General features: G+C 51.8%; 18 protein-coding genes and 1 tRNA gene. 8 read left to right on the top strand and 11 right to left on the bottom strand.

Annotation, left to right across the window (positions count from 1 at the left end):
* Nucleotides 1-107 precede the first annotated feature (107 nt).
* The 3 genes from A3848_RS16740 to A3848_RS16730 are packed head-to-tail and all read left to right on the top strand — an operon-like array spanning nt 108 to nt 3,040.
* Nucleotides 108-1,148 (top strand): CobW family GTP-binding protein, encoded by a 1,041-nt coding sequence (locus A3848_RS16740; RefSeq protein WP_074086057.1) that lies wholly within the window; start codon nt 108-110, stop codon nt 1,146-1,148.
* Nucleotides 1,145-2,134: a permease gene (locus A3848_RS16735; protein ID WP_143192418.1), complete on the top strand. Its 990-nt coding sequence runs from the start codon at nt 1,145-1,147 to the stop codon at nt 2,132-2,134. The genes A3848_RS16740 and A3848_RS16735 overlap by 4 nt, the downstream gene beginning before the upstream one ends.
* Nucleotides 2,135-2,164: 30 nt before the next feature.
* A complete protein-coding gene (locus tag A3848_RS16730; protein ID WP_074086056.1) occupies nt 2,165-3,040 on the top strand; it encodes a TIGR03943 family putative permease subunit in 876 nt (291 codons plus the stop codon).
* 25 nt (nt 3,041-3,065) lie between these two features.
* Here A3848_RS16730 and A3848_RS16725 read toward each other — a convergent pair whose 3' ends face one another.
* From A3848_RS16725 to A3848_RS16710, 4 genes are all read right to left on the bottom strand, one after another.
* Entirely contained in the window at nt 3,066-3,254 is a 189-nt protein-coding gene (locus A3848_RS16725) for a DUF6954 family protein (RefSeq protein WP_074086055.1), read from the bottom strand.
* Nucleotides 3,255-3,283: 29 nt separating this feature from the next.
* A complete protein-coding gene (locus tag A3848_RS16720; RefSeq protein ID WP_074086054.1) occupies nt 3,284-6,757 on the bottom strand; it encodes a PAS domain S-box protein in 3,474 nt (1,157 codons plus the stop codon).
* 107 nt (nt 6,758-6,864) lie between these two features.
* Nucleotides 6,865-7,842 carry a HAMP domain-containing sensor histidine kinase gene (locus A3848_RS16715; RefSeq protein ID WP_256702423.1) on the bottom strand — a complete coding sequence of 326 codons (978 nt, stop codon included), beginning with the start codon at nt 7,840-7,842 and terminating at the stop codon, nt 6,865-6,867.
* An 83-nt stretch (nt 7,843-7,925) separates the two neighbouring features.
* Complete coding sequence (locus A3848_RS16710; RefSeq protein WP_074086052.1) at nt 7,926-8,642, bottom strand: response regulator transcription factor; 717 nt, start codon at nt 8,640-8,642, stop codon at nt 7,926-7,928.
* 167 nt (nt 8,643-8,809) lie between these two features.
* Here A3848_RS16710 and A3848_RS16705 point away from each other — a divergent pair, with 167 nt between their 5' ends.
* A complete protein-coding gene (locus tag A3848_RS16705; protein WP_178382022.1) occupies nt 8,810-10,717 on the top strand; it encodes a serine hydrolase domain-containing protein in 1,908 nt (635 codons plus the stop codon).
* A 110-nt stretch (nt 10,718-10,827) separates the two neighbouring features.
* Here the strand turns inward: A3848_RS16705 and A3848_RS16700 are convergent.
* The 3 genes from A3848_RS16700 to A3848_RS32675 form a co-directional block, all read right to left on the bottom strand.
* Nucleotides 10,828-10,911 (bottom strand) — tRNA-Leu (locus A3848_RS16700).
* A 216-nt stretch (nt 10,912-11,127) separates the two neighbouring features.
* Nucleotides 11,128-12,357 (bottom strand): CynX/NimT family MFS transporter, encoded by a 1,230-nt coding sequence (locus A3848_RS16695; protein ID WP_074086051.1) that lies wholly within the window; start codon nt 12,355-12,357, stop codon nt 11,128-11,130.
* 202 nt (nt 12,358-12,559) lie between these two features.
* Complete coding sequence (locus A3848_RS32675) at nt 12,560-12,661, bottom strand: YjcZ family sporulation protein (protein WP_208619463.1); 102 nt, start codon at nt 12,659-12,661, stop codon at nt 12,560-12,562.
* 221 nt (nt 12,662-12,882) lie between these two features.
* On the opposite strand from A3848_RS32675, the gene A3848_RS16690 reads away from it, so the two are divergent.
* The gene (locus A3848_RS16690) at nt 12,883-14,598 is read left to right on the top strand and encodes an ABC transporter ATP-binding protein (RefSeq protein WP_074086050.1); all 1,716 of its coding nucleotides are present in this window, start codon (nt 12,883-12,885) and stop codon (nt 14,596-14,598) included.
* A 310-nt stretch (nt 14,599-14,908) separates the two neighbouring features.
* On the opposite strand, the gene A3848_RS16685 is transcribed toward A3848_RS16690, so the two are convergent.
* Nucleotides 14,909-15,661 carry an AraC family transcriptional regulator gene (locus A3848_RS16685; protein ID WP_074086049.1) on the bottom strand — a complete coding sequence of 251 codons (753 nt, stop codon included), beginning with the start codon at nt 15,659-15,661 and terminating at the stop codon, nt 14,909-14,911.
* 130 nt (nt 15,662-15,791) lie between these two features.
* On the opposite strand from A3848_RS16685, the gene A3848_RS16680 reads away from it, so the two are divergent.
* On the top strand, nt 15,792-18,053 hold the full coding sequence (locus tag A3848_RS16680; RefSeq protein WP_074086048.1) for an FAD-dependent oxidoreductase: 2,262 nt from the start codon (nt 15,792-15,794) through the stop codon (nt 18,051-18,053).
* A 700-nt stretch (nt 18,054-18,753) separates the two neighbouring features.
* On the opposite strand, the gene A3848_RS16675 is transcribed toward A3848_RS16680, so the two are convergent.
* Nucleotides 18,754-20,199: a DEAD/DEAH box helicase gene (locus tag A3848_RS16675; protein WP_074086047.1), complete on the bottom strand. Its 1,446-nt coding sequence runs from the start codon at nt 20,197-20,199 to the stop codon at nt 18,754-18,756.
* Nucleotides 20,200-20,235: 36 nt separating this feature from the next.
* On the bottom strand, nt 20,236-20,898 hold the full coding sequence (locus A3848_RS16670) for an HD domain-containing protein (RefSeq protein WP_074086046.1): 663 nt from the start codon (nt 20,896-20,898) through the stop codon (nt 20,236-20,238).
* 275 nt (nt 20,899-21,173) lie between these two features.
* On the opposite strand from A3848_RS16670, the gene A3848_RS16665 reads away from it, so the two are divergent.
* Together A3848_RS16665 and A3848_RS33440 are read left to right on the top strand one after the other, a co-directional pair.
* Nucleotides 21,174-22,448, top strand: a complete 1,275-nt coding sequence (locus A3848_RS16665) for a histidine--tRNA ligase (RefSeq protein WP_074086045.1) — start codon at nt 21,174-21,176, stop codon at nt 22,446-22,448.
* Nucleotides 22,445-22,588, top strand: coding sequence for a GNAT family N-acetyltransferase (locus A3848_RS33440; RefSeq protein WP_371916095.1), 144 nt, complete (start codon nt 22,445-22,447; stop codon nt 22,586-22,588). Before A3848_RS16665 ends, A3848_RS33440 begins: the two co-directional genes overlap by 4 nt.
* A 20-nt stretch (nt 22,589-22,608) precedes the next feature.
* Here A3848_RS33440 and A3848_RS16660 read toward each other — a convergent pair whose 3' ends face one another.
* Entirely contained in the window at nt 22,609-23,757 is a 1,149-nt protein-coding gene (locus A3848_RS16660; RefSeq protein WP_074086044.1) for an amidohydrolase family protein, read from the bottom strand.
* Nucleotides 23,758-23,825 lie beyond the last annotated feature (68 nt).

Below are 23,825 nucleotides of genomic sequence, written 5' to 3'. Positions count from 1 at the left end.
TTTCAACTCTCTTAGATTTGTGGTCTTTCTGGCAGATCCATTACGTATAGATGGAATTATGAAAATATGATTCTTGCAATAGCAGGAATGTAGCGGGAGGGAGAAACATGAAGATACCGGTAATCATCCTGAGCGGATTTCTGGGGAGCGGCAAAACAACTCTGCTGCTCACGCTGCTTAAGGCGAGTAAAGCAAGAGGTCTGAATCCCGGCGTTGTAATGAATGAACTGGGTAAAAAGGATGTCGATGGCTACATTCTGCAGGAGCATGGCGGCACCATTGTGGAAAAGCTCCTGGACGGCTGCGTCTGCTGCAGCCGCAAGGAGGAACTTCCAAAAACGCTGGGCCTGCTGCTCTCACGTCGGCCGGATGTGATCTTCATCGAGCTTACCGGCGTTGCCGATCCCGAGGAAATCGCCAAATCACTGCTGGAGCCTTCGCTTAGCGAGCGGCTGAAGCTGCACTACTCCATAACCGTGCTGGATGCAGAGAATGTGCTGGAATATGGCAGCCGCTTCTCCGCCGACAAGCAGCTTGTGCGGACACTGCGCCGCCAGCTGTCCAGTGCTGATCTGATTATTGTCAACAGGAGCGATCTTGTGGAACCGGAAACCCTATGGCGGATTGAAAAAATGGCCAGCCGTCATAATGCAGAATCCGAAATTGTATTTACACATTACAGCGAAATCAATCTCACTCCGCTGCTGGCAGGGATCATCCCCCGTGAACAGCGTACTTCAGGACCACAGCGCGGGCGCAGTGATATGAACGGCACCACACTTAAGCGGATGAATAGTCTCCACGGCGGACAAGGAGCAACCGCTGTGCAGGAACCGGAATCTGCCCAGCAGGCCTCGTATTCGCAAGTAGCTGCGGTGACACTGACCTTTCCGCCAGAAGCTGCAAGCGGAATCCGGATGGAGCAGCTTGAGGGCTTTTTCCGTGAATGGGGAGACAGCCTGGTGAGAGCCAAGGGGCATGTCCGGCTCGCCGGGCAGGACGGGGTCCAACTGGTCCAATACGCAGGAAACCGCTGCACTTGGGAGTTCTCGCGCTATCCCGGCCACCCTTATCTGGTATTCATCGGACTACATCTGGACGAGAAGCAGCTGACAGACCGCTGGTCCGCCTTGTTCCAGCAGCCTTGAGCACCCTTTCACCGCTCAAAATGCTGCCCCTGCTGATTCCTGCCGCTTTCCTGATTACAGCGGGTGTCCTCTGGCTTCCGGGTCACCCGCGGATGCTGGACAACGCCTATACCGCAGCCTTCAAAACCGGATTTATCGGCATTTTGCTGGAAGCATTGCCATTTGTCCTTCTGGGCGCGCTGCTCTCTTCACTCCTCCGTGTATTCGTACCGGATGAGATGATCTCACGCTGGATTCCGCGGCGGCCGGTTCCGGCGATCCTATTCGGCTGCCTGCTTGGCATTCTTTTCCCTGTATGTGAATGCGGGATGATTCCGCTGGTCCGCCGCCTGATGCACAAAGGGATGCCGCTATACGTGGCCATCGTCTTCATCCTGTCGGGTCCAATCCTGAATCCAGTGGTCTACGGGGCTACATTGACGGCCTTCCGCGCCCATCCGGAGCTGGCTTATGCGCGGATGGGACTGGCCTTTCTCGTGGCCTTCGTGATCGGTTTGGTGGTGTATGCCACCGTCCGCAAATCACCGCTCCGGCTTTCGATCAGCCGGGAGGGCGGAGAAATCCATGAGCGCAGTACGCGCGGCGGCAAACTGGTTGCTGTATTCGTGCATACGTCGGAGGAGTTTTTTGAAATGGGCAAATATCTGATCATCGGGTGTCTGCTCACCTCCGGCATTCAGACCTTCATGGATCAAGGCAGCCTGGCCGCCATTGGCGGGAAGCCGCTGGGCTCCTATCTGTTCATGATGGGGCTGGCGTATGTACTCTCGCTATGCTCCACCTCGGACGCCTTTGTTGCCTCCACTTTTCTGCATACATTTCCCAGCGGCTCTCTGCTTGCCTTTATGGTGCTGGGACCGATGCTCGATTTCAAAAACTCGCTGATGCTGCTCTCGCTATTCAAGACCAAATTTGCTTTTTATTTGTTTTTCCTGATCTTTTCAGCTGTGTTTATCGCTTCCGTTCTAGCCTCGCTGTGGCTATGATACCCTCAAGAACGTTCAGGAGGTCCGTATATGAATGACTCCCGGAGCATCCGGCTGCACTATGGATTCAGGTCGCTGGTCCTGCTGCTCTTCGCGCTCTATATCGGGCACCTGGTTCAGCAGGATGCGCTGCATTACTATGTCGCCCCCAAGCTGGCACGCTGGATTCGCCTTTGTCCGGTACCGCTGGCACTGATGGCGCTAAGTCTCGGAATCCAGGCGTTATTCGGCAAAAGCACGCTGCTCTGCGACTGTGAGCACCGCCTGCCGCGATCCGGACTGGGCAGCGCTATGCTGTACAGCCTGTTTCTTTTCCCGCTGCTGCTAGGCTTCCTGCTTCCCGACCGTTCGCTAGGCAGCGAGGCAGCGGCCAAGAAAGGTATCGCCTTATCCTACATTGCCGAGGAAGCTGCTGAGCATGTGAAATTCAATGCCGCAAGTCCTTACCTGGAGGAGTTCGCCGAGCTCGCCGGGAAGCTGTATGCGCAGCCTGTAATTCAGGTGTATCCGGAGATTTTTTCGGAAACCCTGGGAGCTATCGACTTGTACAAACCGCAATTTGAGGGCAAATCGATAACTGTGACCGGATTTCTATACCAGGAGAACGGAAAAGGGGCCAAAAAGGCGTTCGCGGTTAGCCGCTTCCTGGTGCAGTGCTGTACGGCAGACGCAACTCCCCTGGGCATCCTCCTTGATCCCGCAACGCAAATAAGCCTGCCGGCCGATACCTGGATTGAGGTTCGGGGCAAGCTCCATATGTCGTTTTATCAGGGCAAGGAAGTCATAAAAATAATACCCGATAGCATTGTTCCGGTTCCGTCCCCCTCCACTCCCTATGTCTATACCAATGCTGACTCGGTGGCTGCCTGGGCTGAGATCCACGAATCCGGACACGTGGCTGAATAACCGCAGCCTTTAAAATCTTCACGTGTCAACGCCTGCGCAGCCTCTTCAGGATGATCCGCAGCCAGACTGTAATCGCCGCATAGATCACAAGAACCACGATTAGGGTGAGCGTCCGCTCTTTGGCGGAGCCGTCGGCGAACAGCACCGGACCGAGGACGAAGAATGTGGTCAACAGATACAGTATTGCAAACAGCACATACAAAAGCCCTCTCATTCACAAGCCCCTTTTCAAAAAAACACACCTTATCTGTGGATATGGGCGGACCATTCCCGCAGCACTCTATCTACTTCAGCCGGTGAGATCGGCTTGGAGATAAAGTCCTGCATACCCGCTCTAAGACACAGCTCCTTGTCCTCTTTGCGGGCAAAAGCTGTTGCAGCAACAATAACCGGAGTCTGCCCCATTTCGTGGCGGATGATGCTGGTCGCTTCAATCCCGTCCATGAGCGGCATTTGAATATCCATGAATACCAGATCATAATGATGTGAGCGCACCGCTTCAACAGCCTTCTCCCCGTTCAACACCACATCGGCGCAATATCCGCGCTTTTTGAGGTAGGCCTGAAGCAATTGCAGATTCACCGGGTGATCTTCAGCAATCAAGATAGACAACGGACCGTATTCACCCTCCGAGGAGGTTCTGTCCCCTGCGTTCTTCTCATTACTCGCACCAGCGGCACTTATGGAGAGTTGGTCATAGGTAAGTTCCGACAGCGGCAGGAAAACATGGATAGTGAAAAAGAATTCCGCCCCTTCTCCTTCGTTACTGTCTACACCGATCATTCCGCCCAGCAGTTCCACCAGTCTTTTGCTGATCGCCAGTCCAAGTCCTGTGCCGCCATACTTGCGGTTGATCGAGGGGTGAAGCTGGGAAAAGGACTGAAACAGAAGGCCCTGGCTGCCTTGCGGAATGCCGATTCCTGTATCTTTCACAGTGAATTTAACAACCAGATCACCGGTATCGGCAATGGATTGCAGCTTCGCAGTAATGTGAATTTCGCCCTCTTCGGTAAATTTCACTGCATTGCCGAGGAGATTCACCAGAATCTGGCGCAATCTGGCCTCATCCGTCACCACAAGTAGCGGTAAATCCGGGTCCAGCTCAGTATGAAGCAGCAGGCCCTTTTCCTTGACTTTTGGATAAAACAGCTCGGTCACATTCTGAAGCACCTGGGACAGATCTACTGTCTGCAGATCCAGCGTCATCATCCCGGCTTCAATCTTGCTGAAATCCAGCACCTCGTTCAGAATATGCAGCAAGGTCTCGCTGCTTTTGTTGATAATTTGTGTGTAGTATTCCTGCTCTTCATCAAGCTCAGTTCCAGCCAAAAGATCCGCCATGCCAATGATTCCGTTCATCGGCGTACGCAGCTCATGGCTCATGATTGCCAGGAATTCCGACTTGGCCCGGTCTGCCTGCTCCGCTGATTCCTTTGCCCTTACAATAGCCTTTTCTTCCGTAATGTCCCGGAAGACGACAACCGCGCCCTTCCGTTCCCCATGATCAAATAATGGAGACATGCGGTATTTCACCAGGAAGCTGGAACCGTCCTGTCTCCAGAACACCCCTTCCTTGTCCTCGTATGAGAGATAGCTTGCGAGGGAGTCCGATAGCGACCTCCGTCCGCTGGTATACGGTTCGGCGTCCAGCCATGTCTGTTCCACGGTATGCAGCTTAATATTCCTCGCCAGTTCACCTGGCTCATACCCCAGCATCGTCGATGCAGCCGGATTAATAAACATCGTTTCGCCCTCAAGATTCATACCAAAGATACCTTCGGAGACCGAATTCAGAATCAGCGCATGCTCATAGCTGAGCTTCTCAATCTGCTGCAGATGGCGTTTGCGTTCTGTGATGTTACTGGTAATACCGAACACACCCACGACTTGGCTGTTCACCATAATCGGCACATAGATCACGCTGACCTCAACCGGATAACCTCCCCTGTGGATCAGTCTGCTCTCAAAGGTCTGAGGTAATCCTTGCGCTGCCTGCTCAAAACGTTCCTGGGCAAAATCCAGCTCTTCCGGGTCAATAATCTCGCTGTAACTGGAATGCAGAAGACTCCCGCGCGGATAGCCGCTCAGTTGCTGGAGACTGGCATTCAGTGACTGGATATGCCCATCCAGATCCATCGCACTGATCGCGGACGGATTATACTCAAATAGGGATTTATAACGGTTCTCACTTTCCAGCAGCTTCAGTTCATATTGCTTGCGCTCGGACACATTGCGGGTGACACAGACCATTTCGGCCATGCCACCCGGGCCTGCACTGATATGGCGCAGCGTCGTTTCCACCCATAAGTAAGAGCCATCCTTGCACAAGAAGCGGAAATTGATTGGCTCCAGCTTGCTGCCCTCCATGCTCTTCTGCAGATAAGAATGAACTCTGTCAACATCATCCGGATGAACGTACTGCATGCCACTCGAGCCTTCCAGCTCCTCTGGTGTGTAACCTAGCATAGGCTGGCAAACTGGCGATGCATACAGGTAAGCAGCCTCGCTGTCCGTGGTATTCCGGGAGATAAAATCCAATGAATTCTCAGAAATCAGCCGGTAGTTCCGCTCACTCTCACGAAGCTGCTCCTCCATCCGGTAGCGTTCGGTGATATCCTGTACAATCCCATTCACCTGTAAGGTTTTACCTGCTGTATCCAGCACGACTTCCCAGTAGGTATAAATAACCCTGCGCTCGCCCTTCTCGTTCTCAATTCTAAACACATATTGACCATTAACCCCGGACTTCAATGTCTTGTGCAGCTCCACCCGCAGCTGCGCCAGGTCCTCTGGAACCACGCGGGCTAACAGCTGCAAATAATCAATATGGCTGTGCGTGCCAATTTCGCCATTTTCGCACATATCAAAAATTAACCGCAGCTGTTTCGAAACGGTCATTTGCCTGCTTGGGGAATCCCATTCCCATGAACCCATCTGGCCCAGCGCCTGGGCAGTTGCCAGCATATTCTCATATTTCTTGCGTTCTGTGATATCACGGGCAATAGTCAGTACCTGCTCTACATTCCCATCGCTGTCACGCATCACCTGAAATGAATTTTCGAGCCACAGATAATGCCCATCCTTATGCCGGGCCCGGCGGGTAAACACATCACTGTCGGAATATGCCTTCCCGTGCTCAGTCATTTCTATCACATCTTCTTCATGATAGAAATCCGGTCTTTTCCTGCCGATCACCTCTTCCATCGGGTAACCAAGCAGCTTCTCAACGGATGGAGACACGTAGCGTACCGTTCCGTCCGCATCCGCAAAGGAAATCATATCCGGTGTATTCTGCGTAATCAGATTATAGAGCAGCCGGTCCTCCTCAATCTTTTTCTCGGCGAGCTTACGGCTTGTAATTTCCGTCAATTCGGCGATTAGGTGAAGAGGATCACCGGTAGTCTCATCAAACGTTAAGAAAATATGTAATGCAATCCAAATGATCCTGCCGTCCTTGCGCACAAAACGTCTCTCTTTATTTACAGCCGCACCGGGACTGCGCAGCAAATATTGCATGATCATATCATGATCAGCAGCAGGCTTATCCTCCGGGTACGCAATATCCAGGTAACGGAGATTCATCATTTCTGCTTCCGAATACCCGAACATACTGCAGAGCGCGGGATTCGCCATAATCATGGTACCGTCTTTCGTGGAGACTACTGCGAACCCTATAGAGGACCGCAAAAACAGATGCTTAAAGAGTATGTCGGTCAAGTGATAGAGCCTCCTCTGTGAAAGTGGGGACTGAAACTAATCCTAGTATACCTTTTTTTCGGAAAAGATGCTTCTGGTGTAACAGTCTCGTTTTTGACTCCCGGTGCTTACTCCCCGGTACTGAGCTTTTTGCAGACAACCAGCCCAAATACGGTCAAGCCGTTCCGGTTATCAAGTCTTAGCACACCTCTGTGCAGCTCCATGATTTGCTTGGTGATAGCCAGCCCCAATCCGGTTCCCCCATCTCCCGGCCGGGCCGCATCTCCACGTACAAAGGGCTCAAAAATTACATCCTTCAGCTCATCAGAGATCCCAACACCGTTATCCTGAACCGTTATCACTACTTCATCAGCCAATTCTTCAAGTGCGATATAGACCTCTGTACCCTCAGGGTTATGCAGGAGAACGTTGGACAGCAGGTTACCTATGGCTCTACCCATGAGAGCAGAGTCATAATTGGCCAATACCTCACCCGGGGGTATATCCATTTCCATAGCCATACCCTTTTCTTCAAAGGGATCATAATAATCAGCCGCAATTTTTCTCAGCAATTCTGCTAGATCTCCCTGCTCCAACAACACAGGATATTCCGTACGCTCCAGCTTGGAAAGTCTAAACAGATCATCAATCAGCTCAGTGACCAGAGTTGCCTTATTGTACATGAGCTGCAGATACCGCTCTTTCTTTTCCTCATTATCAACCAGCCCCAGCTGGAATGCCTTGGCATAACCCTGTATGGTTGTTATCGGTGTCTTGAGATCATGGGACAGATCGGCCAGCATCCGTTGCTTGCCTTCCTGCAGCCTGCGATTCTCCTTCTCCGCCTGTTCCAGAGACTCCGCCATTTCATTGAACCGGTGCTGAATTACCGAGAACTCATAATCCCCCGTTATAAGGAGACGCTCGTTATATTGTCCCTTGCCCATTCTCTCTATGGCTTCTGCGATATGCTCCAGTGGCCTGGTAACCCGTTTCGCCGTCCAGAGGCCGTATATGTAAATGCTCATGCCAAACAGCGCAAGCAGCAGAAGCAGCATGGGTAATGTCAGCTCAATAGTCTGGCTGTTCAAGTCAATAACCAGCATCAGGAAGACTACAACAACCAGCCCCAAAGTAAGGGCAAAATAAACATAGGATCGGATCAGCTTGGAGATCAGCTTTGTTTTTTTCAGCGGAAATCATCCTTTTTGGCAAACTTGTACCCCAGTCCCCGGATCGTGCGAATGTACACGGGCTGCTTCGGAGCTTCCTCCACCTTATCGCGCAATCTGGAGATGTGGACCATAATGGTGTTGGCATCCTCATAGTATTGTTCCGACCAGACCTGCTCAAACAATTGCTTCTTGGTAAAAATGCGCCCCGGCGCGTTCATAAACGTGGACAGCAGCTTATATTCGATTGCGGTCAACGGTATCTCCCGCCCTGACTTGTATACCACGCAGTCCCCATGGTCAAGCGTCAGCTCACCGATACTGCTCTGCGCCGGAGGTTCCTGACCAAGTGCTGCCGGTTCATTTAAGTCATAAGTACGCCTAAGCATTGCATGAATCCGGGCCACAACCTCTAAGGGATTAAACGGTTTGGAGATGAAATCATCGGCTCCAAGACGAAGGCCAAGAATCTTGTCACTATCCTGATTCTTGGCAGACAGCAATATTACCGGCAGCTTGTACTCCGTGCGGAGCAACTGCAGCAATTGAACACCGTTAAGCTCAGGCATCATAATATCAAGCACGGCCAGATCAACGGGCTCCTGCTGAATGCATGCCCATGCTTGAGCGCCATTATAGGCTTCTATAACGCGCAGTCCTTCCTTTTCCAGAAAAAGTCTCAACAGCTCTACAATTTCCGGGTTGTCATCGACGAGCAGTACCGTTCGCTGCACATCCCAGCCTCCTCATTCATCCAGCTTCCATGACCATTAGTTTATCATATCCCGGGCTGTTTTCAGCGATTTAAGGTTATTGTAAGATTGGCGACATGGCTCTGAAAGAATGCTCCCTTATTCTTATTCCAGAAGACTTGCACATATCTGTCTGGGAGGTTCTGATAGTGAATTTGAAATCTGTAGTAAGTATTTCTGTTATGGTGTGGATGAGTATTTTCGGAGGGGTGTCTGCTGCGCAAGCAGCCAGCGGAGATGACGCAATGACGCAGGAACGACTGGAAGCGACTCTGACTCCGCTCCTCAGCGGAATCATGAAGGCCGATCATATTCCAGGCACTGCTGTCGTAGTGACGAAGGACAATCGCATTGTATTCAGCAAAGGCTATGGCTATGCCGATATGGAGAAGCAGATTCCTGTTAATCCCGCTCAGACAGTTATGCGGATCGGCTCGCTCACCAAGTCCATCACGGCAGCAGCAGTCATGCAGTTGCAAGAGCAAGGGAAGCTGTCCATGGATAAGAATATTAACACCTATCTGACCAGCTTCAAGGTGCCCCTCTACAAGAATCACCCCATTACCCTGCACCAGTTGTTGACTCACACGGCTGGCCTGGATGAAGCTATCTATCATCTGGCAGCGCAATCACCGGACAAGGTTATACCGGCTGGGAGTTTTTTGCGGCAATATCTCGACAAGCAACCTCCTGTTCGGGAGCCTGGGACAGAATATGCTTACAGTAATGCCGGAGTGGGGCTTGCCAGCTTCCTCATCGAACAGGTGACGGGAGGCACGCTTGAGACTTATATGAAACATAGCTTATTCGATCCTCTTCAAATGCCAAGTGCCAGCCTGCTGCATCAGGAGAACGACAGGAACATGGCCAAATCCTATCAGTATCAGAAGGGAAAGTATCAGGAAATCCCCTATTCTTACTTGAATCTGCCGGGGGCGGGAGCCCTCAGTGTGATACCTGATGAATGGGCTCACTACATGATGGCTTTGTTGAACGAAGGAGGCTACCGGGAACAGCATATTCTAAAACGGACCAGCATAAATGAAATGCAGGCAAGGCAGTTTACAGAGCATCCGGATGTGGAGGGCGTAGGCTACGGCTTATTTCGAAACCGCTTAAAAAGTGGCCTGCTTTCCCTGTCGCATACTGGCGACATCGATGGCTATTCTGCCAAGATGGAGCTTATACCCAAGTATCGACTTGGTATATTTGTTGTGAGCAACGCAGTCTCATCAGGAAAGCCTCTTCGCGATCAAGTGACAGATGCCATTGTCCGCCTGCTGCCGGAGGAACAAAAACAGGCTGCTCCAATTGTCTCTACCCCCTCCCCCGATCTGGAGCAATATGTGCGGACATACACCATCGGTCTGGGGCCTCAGCATGGCTGGGGCAAATGGTTTAGATGGCTGGGCGGAAGAAACTTTGAAGTGCAAAGCACCGGGAAGTCGCTGCTGGTTAATGGAGTCTTTCCCGAAGGAACTGGATCGGAGCAAACCAAAACCTATATTCCTGCAGGAACAGGATTGTTTCGTGACAAGGACAGCGGAGACTTCATCTGGTTCCATCGACAGCACGGCCCCTGGAAGCTGACCTTTATCCAAGGGGTAACCATTAAGGAAGAGCCGCCGTTTGTACAGCAACCCGCCACCCTTCTTGCCGTCTACGCAGGTGTTGGCTTGTTGTGGATCTTCATCACAATTATTGCTCTGGCTCGAAGCCTGCTGCGATTGATGCTGCGCAAGAGACCACACGGTCCCGGACATGTGGGATGTATCGCGGCAGTCTTTTCAGTCTTCCTGATAGGCCAATTCCTGTATGGGAACTCACAAGTAATGACATTCGGATACCCGGCATGGTATGCCTGGGGCTTCTCCTCTCTGCCTTTTCTTGCTTCCGCCGCTGCGATCACCCTTGCTGTTAGGACTGCGAGCCTCCATCGTTCGAATCCTGCTCAGCACCGGCTTGTTACGTACGGCCGTTATTTGCTGGCACTCATGAGCCTTGGTTATACTTTTTTCTTATTCTATTGGAATATGCTCTCCATTCATTTTTCTTGAAGAACAAGATCATGCCCATGCTCAAGTCATGAGCAATAGCTTAAGTCTCCAATCCACGTAAAAAAGGTCCGTAATTGCCTAAGCAACTACGAACCATATTTGTAAGGTGATGCGGTCAAGAGGACTCGAACCTCCACGATATTGCTATCACTGGCACCTGAAGCCAGCGCGTCTGCCAATTCCGCCATGACCGCACATTATGAACTTCAGCGTTTTGATCGCTGTATATAAGACTATACTCTCTTTGCCAATCAATTGCAAGAGAATTTTGTTGCAGCTTATGGAGCAAAGAACGAATATCTTACTAAGCTAAAGTGGATAGCGAATTCTGGACTGCATTACACAAGATATCACTTGGTCTTCATGGATGCCATTGATTATAAAATTATCACAGGTACACTTTACTGAGTTTATCTTTTGTCGCCCACAAAACGGCTACTGCCCGCTCCAAGTCCTACTATGAACAATAAAATGCTTGCCACAGCAAGTAATGCCAGCGGCACGTTCCAGCTATGGGTCACGTCATGCAGCAGTCCGAAGAGGGCGGGACCCATTGCAGCAAGCAGATACCCCACCGATTGGGCCATACCGGACAGCCCGCTGGCTTCCTGTGTGCTGCGGGTCCTCAGACTGAAAAACATCATGACGAGGCCGAAGGCAAACCCGCCGGCAATTCCTATGCAGATAGCCCAAACTGCCATCCAGCCACTGCTGCCCAGCCATACCCCGAGAATTCCAATCATAAAAAGAATGGATGTAATGAGCACCAGGCTGCGCTGGTTTTTCATTTTGCCCGCCCAAAGGGGCACGAAAAAAGTAAACGGCAGCTGGGCCAGCTGCATGAGAGATAGAACCCAGCCCGCATGGCTGGAGGTCATCCCCCGTTCAACCAATATCACGGAAAACCAGGCAATCAGCACGTAATACAGCAGCGATTGGAGCCCCATGAACAGGGTAACCTGCCAGGCTAGCGGAGACCGCCAGAGCTGAACGGAGGATTGCCGTTTACCCTCACTGCCGCCCCTCGTCATATTCCGCATCTGAGGAATCCAGAACAGGGTCGCCAGCGCGGCCACAATAAACCACATCGCCAGAGTCCCCCGCCAGCCGAATCCGGCATGCTGTGCCAGCGGGACGCTGATGCCTGAGGCAGCAGCCGCACAGATATTCATGGATAGGGTATAAACCCCGGTCATAAGTCCGATATTCTCCGGGAATCTTCCCTTGATCAGTCCCGGCAGCAGTACATTGCAGACGGCGATGGACAACCCGATTATCGCTGTGCCTGCGAACAGCATGGCCGTTCCCGAACCCGAGCGGATCAGAATGCCCATGGATAAGGCCAGCATGGCCAGCACAAGAACATTGGCGGTGCCAAACCGCAGGGCCAGCTGTGGCGCAAAAGGTGACAGCATAGCAAATGCCAGCAGCGGCAACGTGGTAATCGCTCCCGCCAGTGTATTTGACAATCCCAGATCATCACGGATCATGCCCAGCAATGGTCCAACGGAGGTGAAGGGAGCCCGAAGAGCCGCAGCGACGCAGATAATCCCCACGATCAGCAGAATACGGCTGGCTTCCTTGTCCGGCCGGGCCTTGCCCAGTTCCGGTAATGCAGCATCTTGATGTTTTACTTTCATGTTGTCCTCCCGATTGCAGTCTTTCACCCTTACACTCCAAAGGCTTGTCCAGGTAATAAGGCTGTTCTATGTAATAATCACATTGTTACATTATATCCCCTCCAAGAATGCTCTGCACAAATTTTCCGGCAAAGTTTCCGCCATACACAATAAAAAAAACCAGTCTGTGGGACTGGCTTTACAGTTGGAGACACATCACTAATTATACCCAGAGGGATTTAGAAATGATAACGAGCAGGATGAACAGTACCAGAATTGCGCCAGTGGAAGTAAATGCACCGTATCCTCTTCCATTTTCACTCATGTAAATTCCTCCTTTATGCTTGTATACACTACACTATGTACATAAAGCAGCTGAGGATTGGGTGATTAGACAAAAATACGCAGGTACTGTTTCGTTCTCCACTTAAAATATCTTTCCGTTGACAAAACACTTCACCCTCTTTAGTATCCTTAACATGAGGTTCTTATTGAGAATGACTCTCAACAGTGAAATATCACTATAAAGAAATGAGTGAATAAGAGATGCTGCGTCGTTTTTTTTCCTATTACCGTCCATACAAAAAATTATTTATTCTCGACTTCGCCTGTGCGGTGGGAGCCGGTCTGCTGGAGCTGGCATTTCCAGTGGCGGTTAATAAATTCATCGACGAATTGCTGCCCGGGCAGGACTGGCCGCTGATTCTGATCGCTTGCATCGCCCTGATGGCCATTTACGCGCTAAATACCGCAATGCAATATATTGTAACCTACTGGGGGCATATGCTGGGGATCAACATCGAGACCGATATGCGCAAAAAAATGTTCGATCATATTCAGAAATTATCCTTCCGGTTCTTTGACAACAACAAAACCGGTCATCTGATCGGCCGGATTACGAATGATCTCAACGATATCGGCGAGGTGGCGCATCATGGGCCGGAGGATGTGTTCATCGCCGTGATGACCCTCGTGGGCGCATTTATCCTGATGGCCGATATCAATCTCAAGCTGGCGGTTATTACCTTCATCATTGTTCCGCTTATGGCCTGGATCATTATCCATTTTGGCCGTAACATGACCTCCACGTATCACCAGCTTTTCAGCAATGTGGGCAATTTCAATGCCCGGATTGAGGACAATGTCGGGGGAATCCGCGTGGTTCAATCTTTTGCCAATGAGGAGTATGAGAAACATCTGTTTGCCGTCGACAACCAGATGTTCCGCAAGACCAAGCTCATGGCGTATAAGCTGATGGCCAAAAGCTTGTCAGTCAGCTATATGATGACCCGTCTGATTACGATCGTCGTGATGGTCTGCGGTGCCTGGTTCTTCATTCAGGGTGAGCTTGAGATTGGCGAATTTGTTGCGTTTATTCTGCTGTCCAATATCTTTTTCCGGCCGATTGACAAGATCAATGCGGTCATTGAGAGCTATCCAAAAGGCATTGCCGGTTTCAAACGCTACCTTGAGGTCATTGATACAGAGCCCGATATCGCCGATCAGCCCGGCGCTGTGGATGTCCACGCCCTCCGCGGAGATATCGTCTTTGACCGTGTCAGCTTCGGTTATGATCCGGGCCGTCCGGTGCTGGATGGCATCAGTCTGAAGGTAAATGCCGGTGAGACCATTGCTTTCGTCGGGCCCTCCGGCGCAGGTAAAACCACTATTTGCAGCCTGCTGCCCCGCTTCTATGATGTGACCGGCGGCTATATTTCCATTGACGGAACCGATATCCGCAGCATGAAGCTGAATGCGCTGCGGAAGCAAATCGGGATTGTGCAGCAGGATGTCTTCCTCTTCTCCGGCACGATCCGCGAGAATATCGCCTACGGCAAACTCGATGCCGAGCTGCCGGAAATCTGGGAGGCAGCGAGACGCGCGCATCTGGAGGAACTGATTAACGGCCTGCCTGCCGGAATGGATACCGTTATTGGCGAACGCGGTGTGAAGCTGTCCGGCGGGCAGAAGCAGCGGCTCGCCATCGCCCGGATGTTCCTGAAGAATCCGCCGATCCTAATTCTGGACGAAGCGACCTCGGCACTGGATACGGAGACGGAAGCCGCGATTCAGCAGTCGCTGGCGGACCTGTCTGTTGGACGGACAACCCTTGTGATCGCCCACCGTCTGACAACCATCAAAAATGCTGACCGGATCATCGTCGTGAACGAGGACGGCATCTCCGAGGAAGGCCGTCACGAGGAACTGGTAAATGCCGGAGGCACTTACAGCCGCCTGTATCAGGCGCAGTATAATGCATAGGCGAAAGACTTCATAAAGTCAAACGTCCTTACAGAATGTCTATCTGTAGCTCTTCATGAGCATGCTGAACAAGCAAAACCTTCCGTGAGACGCCTCAGCATAAAGGCGATTACGGAAGGTTTTTTGTGGTGTAATATCATATAAGTCTTAAACAGCTTATGGGCGCTACGCCCGAATAATGAGATGCGTAGCGCGGCAGCAGGTACAGCAGTTTATAGCTCCAGACCCGGCCCGACCCGATTACTTTTTTTAAAATCAACGGTATTCCCCAAGGTTTTGCAGCCGAAAAAGTCACCTTCTGGCCTCTCCTCTATACCCTGTGCCGCTTCCGGTACTCTGCCGGGCTCATTCCAGAGGCGTTCGTAAACACTCTGCTTAAATAAAATCCGTTCTCATAGCCGCAGCGTTCGGCGATCTGTGCCAGGGTTAGCTCACTGTCCTTCAGCAGCGTGCGTGCTTTGCCTAGACGTATGGATTTCAGGTACGAGGATGGCGTTTCCCCGAATGCTTCACGGAACCGCCTAGTCAGCTGCACAGGACTCAGCCCCAGGCTCCGCGCGGTGTCCAGCAGACTTAACGGTTCCCAGGCCTGTGCAGTAATGGCCGCTGCCGCATCCGCCATCAGGGCATCTTCCGTAAATTTGCCCACCCCTGCAGCCTCTCTGCTCTCCATGTGGTACAGCTGCCACAAATCCGCTACGAGGTGCGTTTTCCATCCCAACGACTCAGGGCTGCTGTCCTCGGCAAGCTGGCGCAGATAGGCATAAGTGGAGCTCAGCCGTTTCGTGTCATTCAAATGAAGCAGACCTGGAGGAAGCCGGCATCCGGCATCCGCAGTGAACTGGATATAATGAAAGGTCAGGGGCGTGACCGTTTCCCGAACGAAGGGGACTCCCGGCGGACAGACCACTAGATCTGCAAATCCCGCTTCCCCCGAGTGCCCGCCAATCTCAAAGCGGAACACACCCTCTTCAACAGCAAAAACCACCCATGCTACATAGCGGTCCCACGGCAGCGCAAACTCCCTCTTCTGCCTCCAGTAGATATGGTCCAACAGTTCCATGCCCCGCCTCCCTGCTCTGAAATAAAGTACATGCTAAATGATAAATACATGCATTTAAAAAGTAAAGTGGCAGCTTCATTATGAAACTATAGATATGTTCAAACATCAACCGATATGAGGTGCTGTAGGGATGAAGCAGGAGCTAGTGAACAATGACATTACGGTAATCGGGGGCGGATTGGCCGGGGTATGTGCAGCCATCGCAGCAGCCCGACTGGGGCAAAAAGTGGCGCTGGTGCAGAACCGCCCCGTGCTCGGTGGCAACTCCAGCAGTGAGGTGCGTGTCTGGGTCTGCGGAGCAACTGCACATGGTACGAACCGATATGCACGCGAAACCGGTATTATGGGCGAGCTGTTCATCGAGAACCAGTACCGGAACCCCGAAGGCAATCCTTATGTATGGGATTTGGTTGTGCTGGAGGCCGTCAAAGCTGAAGCGAATATTTCACTCTATCTAAATACAGATATTCATGAGGTAATGGCTGAAGGCCCGGAGCATGACCGGACGATCACCGCCGTGGTGGGCTGGATGATGGCCTCGGAGCGGCGGATCACGTTCAAGAGCAGCCTGTATCTGGACTGTACAGGCGATGGATTGATCGGCTTTCTGGCCGGGGCCACATTCGCCCTCGGCCGGGAAGCCCGCAGTGAATACGGCGAGGAGTGGGCTCCTGAAATTGCGGACGGGATTACGCTTGGCAGTACCATTCTCTTTTATACGAAGGATACGGGGGTACCGGTAAACTTTGTTCCGCCTTCCTTTGCCAAGGATATCTCGGAGACCACGATTCCGCTCCGCCGGGTTATTAAAAGCGGCGACTCCGGCTGCCACTACTGGTGGATTGAGTGGGGCGGCGAGCACGACACGGTGCATGACAATGAAATGATCCGTGACGAGCTGTGGTCGGTCATCTACGGCATTTGGGACTATATCAAAAATTCCGGCAAGTTCGGCGCGGAGAACATGACGCTGGAATGGGTCGGCTCCCTGCCCGGCAAACGTGAATACCGGAGGTTCACCGGCGACTACGTGCTGAACCAGAATGATATTATCACCCAGCGCGGGTTCGCGGACGGGGTGGCCTTTGGCGGCTGGTCGATCGACCTCCATCCCCCGCAGGGGATGTACGCCGATGCCAGCGGCTCAAAGCATATGCATGCGGACGGGGTGTACCACATCCCCTTCCGATCCCTGTATTCCGTAAATGTGCGGAATATGCTCATGGCCGGGCGCAATATCAGTGCCACCCATGTCGCCTTCGGCACGACGCGGGTGATGGCAACTTGCGCCGTCATCGGCGAAGCCGCCGGCACCGGGGCGGCGCTCGCCAGCCGCCTGGGGCTTACGCCGCGCGAGCTGCAAGCGCGGCACCTGCCGGAGCTGCGGCAGACGCTGCTGCGGCAGGACGCTTCGATCATCGGCCTGCAGAGCAGCGATGAAGCAGATCTGGCCCGGAAGGCGCGGGTAAGCGCCTCTAGCGCGCGCTGCGCGCTCGGGCTGACGCAGCCGGGCGAAGCCTGGCCGCTGCGCAGCGATGTTGCCGTGCTATTCCCGGCAGACCCGGGAATCCACGGCTTTGAGCTGCTGCTGGACGCGGAGCAGGCAGCGGAAGTGACGGCCGAGCTGTGGGACACCGGCCGCGGGGAGAATTACGTGCCGCATACCTTGCGGGCACGGGCAACGGCACCTGCCGGAGCCGGGCGGCGGCAGTGGGTTGCCTTCGATCTGCAGTGGCAGCCGGAGGTGCCGCAGAACGCTTTTGTAATCATCAAGGCGAACCCTGCGGTCAGCCTTCATCATTCGCTGGAGCCGCACAGCGGCGTGCTGGTCTTCTTCAAGGATGAGCACCCGCAGATCTCGAAGGATCTGGAGGACCACTCGACGGATCAGCTCGTCGTCCTCTGGAAGATGAAGGGCCAGGCCAGGCGGCCGTTCTGCTTCCGGCTCAGCTCACCGACGGCGGCGTTCGCGGCGGACAAAGCCGTGAACGGTTATCACCGCCCGTTCGGCGGTCCGCAGCAGTGGATGTCGGAGCCGATCACGGCCGGTAAGCCGGAATGGCTGCAGCTGGAATGGGATACAGAACAGAGTATTGCCGAGATTCATCTGACCTTCAACGATGATGTGAACGAAGATCTGGTGAATCTGCACCATCATCGTACCCCTTTTACGGTCATCCCCGAGCTGGTCCGTGATTACCGGGTGGAAGCCCAGGGTGCTGGCGGACAGTGGACGGAGATTACAGGCGGCACCGGCAACCGCAAACGCAAAGTAATCCATCTGTTGCCGGAACCTGTGCAGGCACAGCGTATAAGAGTCCTCGTAGACGCAACCAACGGAAGCCGGCACGCGGAGCTAATCGAGATCCGGGCGTATGAGGAAGCTCACTAAACCTTCAATCTGCGGCAGCTGCTAAGTAGTAACAGAAATATTAATTTACTGGGCATGCTGAGCACGAGGGACAGTTTAATTTACTGGAAACCAAGTACGCGGCTAAAAAGCTAGGTGGAAAAAGGATCACTAATTCTGAGGTATACATGCACTTCAGCATGCTAGGTGGAAAAAGGATCATTAATTCACCTGTTGAACCCTCTTGCCGGGTTTTTTGGTTAAAGTAGGTCTACTTTTTCCATATAAAAACTCATAATAGTTTATTTTTAACAAATTAAGTTTACTTTTTCCATCTATTTCTCCGTTACTTGGACGGGAGGCTTGAATACGTGAGATTCACTTTAAGAGTTTCGAGGGGCTTTCCGGGGGGCGGGGGGTGCAGGTCCTTAGTTTGATTAAGTAAACGGACCCACATCTACGGGAATACAGAACAGAACGTGAACTTGAGCATGTCAGGCTCATACATGAGGAATGCCTCGATATTCAATGAGCTTCCTCAAATATCACTATGCCTTCTCAAGTTCTTTGAAATAAAACGAAGCCTCCGCTTTGCCCATAAGGCTATGCGGAGGCTTTTTCATACGGCAATATATTAATGGTTCTGCGTAATTACCGGTGATATCTGTTAGCTTACACATCTACGTCCATACGGACATCAACTGTATACATTGGGTAGCTACTTAACGGATTGCCAGCTGCTCTACTTCTTCGCAAGATGCACCTTCAGCAGCTTGCCCTTCACTGTTGTGTCCTTCATCGCCTGCAATACCAGCGACCCTTTGCCGTTCAGAATATCCACGTAGGTAACATTATCCTGGATCGTGATGATCCCGATGTCTTCAGCGGTGATCCCTTCCAGCTTGGCAATGGTGCCGACGAAGTCAACAGCTCTTAGCTTCTTTTTCTTTCCTCCGTTGAAATAGAGCTTCATGATGTCCTGGTTCATGACCTCAGTTTTGCCCTTCTTGCGGACCTGCTGTTTGCCCAGCTTCTCGTCAAAGGCAGGTTTGGCATAAGCCACGGCATCCTCCGAAGGAGCTTTCATCACCGGCAGGCTGAAGCCGATATAGCTCTCTATGTCCTTCACCCATTTGTGCTCGTTCGGCGTAGCGAGGGTGATGGCTTTGCCACTTTTGCCTGCACGTGCGGTGCGTCCGGTACGGTGTACGTAGCTCTCTTTTTCCATCGGAATATCGTAGTTGATCACATGGGTGATGTTCTCAATATCAATGCCGCGTGCGGCTACGTCAGTAGCGATCAGATAGCGGAACTGGCCCCGTTTAAAAGCGTTCATCACCTCAAAGCGCTCGTCCTGCATCATGCCTCCGTGAATTTTGTCCACCGGGTACTCCAGATCGGCCATCCCCCGGAACAGCGCGTTCACCTGATCCTGTGTCCGGCAAAAAATAATGCAGCTGTCCGGGTTCTCCACCGTAAGCAAGTCGCATAAGAGGCCAAACTTCGCAGCTTGTCTCACTTCAATCAGTGCATGCTCAATCGTCGCTGTCGTGATGCCGCTGGCTTCAATCTCAATGTCCACCGGCTCCGTCATATATTTACGGCACAGGCTCTTCACTGCATCCGGCAATGTGGCGGAAAATAACATTGTAACGCGATCACGGGGCAGCTTCTGGATAATCTGCTCGATCTGCTCAATAAAGCCCATGCTCAGCATCTCATCCGCTTCATCAATCACCAGATATTTAATCCGGTTCAGCGGCAGCGTACCGCGCTCGATATGGTCAAACACCCGTCCCGGAGTGCCTACGACGACATGTGTTTTTTGCGTAAGTTCAATCTTCTGCGGCGCAAAAGGCTGCTTGCCAAACAATGCGACCGCCTTGATCCGCTTGAAGCGGCCAATATTGGTAATATCCTCTTTGACCTGTGCAGCCAGCTCGCGCGTCGGCGTCAGCACCAGAGCCTGGGGCTTGTTCTCCGCCCAATCCACCAGCTCGCAGAGCGGGATGCCGAACGATGCGGTTTTGCCGCTGCCGGTCTGTGATTTAACAATCAAATCCTGACCTTTCAGGGCTACAGGAATGACCTTACTCTGGACCTCAGTCGGCTCCAGATAGTTCAGTACGTCCAGCGCGCGGATAATCTCTTCATTCAAACCATAATCTCTAAATTGCAATTCACTCATGTAGTTGTTATTCCTTCCATATTGTGCATTCTATTATTATAACAGCTTCTGGCCCCCTTGATTCCATTCCTTATAAAATTGCTCCAAAAAGCTCAGCATGAACTCATGCCGCTCCTCCGCAAGTTTGCGCCCGTAGGCAGTATTCATCAAATCCTTCAATTTCAGCAGCTTTTCGTAGAAATGATTGACCGCCGTACCTTTGGAATAGTCGCGGTACTCCTTCTGGAGAGACTCATCACGCGGAGGAATCTCCGGATCATAGACCGGGCGGCCTTTAGCCCCTGAAAAAACCATCACCCGTGTAATCCCGATGGCACCCAGTGCATCCAGCCGGTCTGCATCCTGTACTACCTGTCCTTCGAGTGTGGACATGGGTTCGCCTCCGCCGCCACTGAAGGACATCGTTTCAATAATCTGCATGATGTGCCCGCTCTGTTCCTCATCGTTCAAATGCTTCTTCAACCAGTTATGTACTTTATTTAGCCCCGCTTCTTTGGACGGGTTCAGCTTCTCATCCGCCACATCATGCAGCAGCGCGGCTACTGTGCAGATGAACACATCCGCATTCTCCATCTCCGCGATCAGTGCCGCCGTGTTGCGCACACGGTCCGTGTGGAACCAGTCATGGCCGGTTTTATCCTGTCCCAGCTGCTCTTTGGCAAAGTTCTCGGCCTCGGCAATGATTTGTGTATCCTTCATAAATGATTCTCCCTTGTTATTGAAGTTATTATTCGATATAATGTGCAGTAATCCAGCCTTGAAGGGACATGATTCGCATGAATAGCATAACCATCATACTGAATCAGCTTCATCATCACAAGCAGCGTTAGCACTCCTGAACATTTTTCAGGGAGGGCTGACGCTTTTCGCGTTTGGCCTCCCTGCCGCATATCAAGCGCGCGGGACCAAGAGGTCCGGCGCGTTTTTTGTTTACAATTGGGCAATACACAAAAAATAATAAGGAGCTGCTAAACATGCAGAATGTTAAAGGTACCTATGATTATTTCGGCCGGGAGCAGTCCATCCGCCAAAAAGTCCGCTCCACGCTAACCGAACTGTTTGAGCTGTATGATTTTGAGTCAATGGATACAACCCTGCTCAATGAGCTGGAGCTGCTGACCTCCAAATATGCGGGAGGTGACGAGATTCTCCGCGAGATGTATCAGTTGACCGACCAGGGCGGCCGCCAGCTGGGGCTGCGCTACGATCTGACCATTCCCTTTGCCAAGGTGATCGCCCTGAATCCGGGCATGGAGTTCCCATATAAACGCTATGAGATCGGCAAGGTGTTCCGGGATGGACCGGTCAAAAAAGGCCGATTGCGCGAATTCCTGCAATGCGACGCCGATGTGGTGGGCATCGCCGGCCCGCAGGGAGAAGCAGAGCTGATGCAGCTCGCAGCGGAGGCCTTCCGCAGACTAGAGATTCCTGTCATCCTGAAATGGAACAACCGGCGCTTCCTTGGCGAGATACTGGAAGCAACTGGAGTTCCGCTTGAAGATCACCTGTCCGTGATGCTGACACTCGATAAGCTCGCCAAAATCGGCAGCACCGGGGTACTTGCGGAGCTTATGGAGAAAGGACTGACTCCGGCTGCTACAGGCAAGCTTAAAGAACTGCTGGACATGGATGCCCCTTCATTGGATGAGCTTGCGGTAAAATATGAGCTGGACGGAAAGCCAGGCCTGCTGGAGGTGCTGGCCTTGCAGCAGCTGATCGCAGGAATCGGACTTGCGGAGATCTGCGTCTTCGATCCTTTTCTGTCCCGCGGCCTGTCGTTCTACACGGGTACCGTTTATGAAATCTTCGACGCTTCCGGTGCCTATACTTCCAGTCTTGGCGGTGGAGGAAGGTATGACTCTATTATTGGCAAGCTTGTGGGACGAGATGACATCGAATATCCTACAGTGGGCATCTCCTTCGGCATGGAGTCGATTATGGCGTTGCTGGGAGAACGGCCTATCCGGGAAGAAGCTTCAGGGGTACTGGTTATACCGATCGGGGAAGTTATGCCGCAGGCGTTGACTGCCGCCGCAGCACTTCGCGCTGCAGGCATCCGCACTGCCGTGGATACCGGGAAACGCAAGCTGAAGAAAACACTGGCCGCAGCGAATACGAAGGGCATCCGCTACGTTATACTGATCGGAGAAAGCGAAGCTGCTGACGGCAAGCTCCGGCTTAAAGATATGTCGCAGCAAAGCGAAGAGCTGGTCACAGTAGAAGCGGCAATTGCACAGATTGCCGAATAACCGGAGCGTCCAGCGGACGCTCTGGAGCGGCCGTACGTGAGGAATACCACCGCAAGGGCATTGGCAAGGAGCTGGTGAACGTGTTGAGCAGACAATTGGGTAGGAGGCAATGCTGTTGTTATCTGCCCCGAACGCGATGAATTATTATCCGAAGCTGGAGTTAGCAGAATCTAATATTGCCTTCTTTCATGACGAATTTAACCTTTCGAAGATTGTCTATATTGGCAAGTGGATCTCCTTCAATAACAAATAGATCAGCCTTCTTAGCAGTTTGGATAGTCCCAATCTCGTGAGACAGATTACATATCTTTGCACCGACTGAAGTTGCCGCTACAATTATTTGCATCGGTGTGAGACCAGCATCGCCTAACAAGCGGATTTCTTCCCATGGCATTCCTAACCTATACCATGGTTTTTCTTCTTCAACAAAGTCATCACCCAAGCCGATCTCCCCACCCGCCTGGACAAACCTTCGGACATTGTCCAGCCCTTGTTTTAAAAGAGGGGCTCCAAATTTGTCTTGAAACATCTTTAATACAGTGAGTGTAGGTACTATTCGAACGTTTTTTTCTACCATCTGACGTATCAAGTCATCATCTAAACGGTCATAGATCATGTGTGCAGCATCGTGAATTCCCGAATTCACTAGAATCCGGAGATTTTTGGCGTTGGTTACATGAGCAGACACATGGGCTCCCATTTCCCTAGCTTCCTTACAAATGGTTTCCAGAATCTCCTGATTAAGCTTAGGCAGGCCGAACGTACTGGGGTCATATCCATCTTCAAGAGCGGTCTTTATAAAGTGAATCCCTTTTTCTAATACCTCGCGAACCTTAAGCCTGGCTTCTTCCACATTTCCAACACCGATGGGTTCTTGCCCTCCATATCCCCCGGGAGCCGTAAAAACTTTACCTGACGTGATAAGTCTGGGAAAAAGCACACTATCCAGCCTGTTCGAATGTGCTATAACATCATCAATCGTTGCATTTGTAGTCATTCCCTCGTCGCGGATCGTAGTAATTCCCTCTTCAAAACATGCAGTTAAATACTCTTTATGGTACCCATGAAGAGGCTCATTCTGCAAAAATTTAAAGCTGGTGTGCGCATGTGTATGAATAAATCCTGGTAACATCACAAGTCCATTCAGGTCTATTTCTTTTACCTTTCCATTCTTAAACTGGGTATCCCGATATTCTGTTATGGTACCGAATCTACCGTTTACAACTTCTATTGTTGCATTTTTTATCGGCTGCCTACCCGTTCCATCGATTAAAGTCACGTTTGTTAGTAACAATGTTTCGTTTCTCATGGTAGAGTAACTCCTCAGTGAAGATTGTTTTTCATCCAGAGAAAGTATATTACACAATAATTACTAGA

It is taken from the genome of Paenibacillus sp. P32E (assembly GCF_001909085.1).
GTDB lineage: Bacteria > Bacillota > Bacilli > Paenibacillales > Paenibacillaceae > Paenibacillus_AQ > Paenibacillus_AQ helianthi.
This window is presented reverse-complemented; position numbering and strand designations above follow the sequence as displayed.

Bases quoted from the DNA above. Each gene is read 5' to 3' on its own strand.
- A3848_RS16690 (WP_074086050.1), top strand. From the start codon at position 12,883: ATGCTGCGTCGTTTTTTTTCCTATTACCGTCCATACAAAAAATTATTT.
- A3848_RS16665 (WP_074086045.1), top strand. From the start codon at position 21,174: ATGCAGAATGTTAAAGGTACCTATGATTATTTCGGCCGGGAGCAGTCC.
- A3848_RS16695 (WP_074086051.1), bottom strand. From the start codon at position 12,357: ATGAAAGTAAAACATCAAGATGCTGCATTACCGGAACTGGGCAAGGCC.
- A3848_RS32675 (WP_208619463.1), bottom strand. From the start codon at position 12,661: ATGAGTGAAAATGGAAGAGGATACGGTGCATTTACTTCCACTGGCGCA.
- A3848_RS16680 (WP_074086048.1), top strand. From the start codon at position 15,792: ATGAAGCAGGAGCTAGTGAACAATGACATTACGGTAATCGGGGGCGGA.
- A3848_RS16685 (WP_074086049.1), bottom strand. From the start codon at position 15,661: ATGGAACTGTTGGACCATATCTACTGGAGGCAGAAGAGGGAGTTTGCG.
- A3848_RS16715 (WP_256702423.1), bottom strand. From the start codon at position 7,842: ATGCTGGTTATTGACTTGAACAGCCAGACTATTGAGCTGACATTACCC.
- A3848_RS16675 (WP_074086047.1), bottom strand. From the start codon at position 20,199: ATGAGTGAATTGCAATTTAGAGATTATGGTTTGAATGAAGAGATTATC.
- A3848_RS16740 (WP_074086057.1), top strand. From the start codon at position 108: ATGAAGATACCGGTAATCATCCTGAGCGGATTTCTGGGGAGCGGCAAA.
- A3848_RS16660 (WP_074086044.1), bottom strand. From the start codon at position 23,757: ATGAGAAACGAAACATTGTTACTAACAAACGTGACTTTAATCGATGGA.
- A3848_RS16730 (WP_074086056.1), top strand. From the start codon at position 2,165: ATGAATGACTCCCGGAGCATCCGGCTGCACTATGGATTCAGGTCGCTG.
- A3848_RS16670 (WP_074086046.1), bottom strand. From the start codon at position 20,898: ATGAAGGATACACAAATCATTGCCGAGGCCGAGAACTTTGCCAAAGAG.
- A3848_RS16725 (WP_074086055.1), bottom strand. From the start codon at position 3,254: ATGAGAGGGCTTTTGTATGTGCTGTTTGCAATACTGTATCTGTTGACC.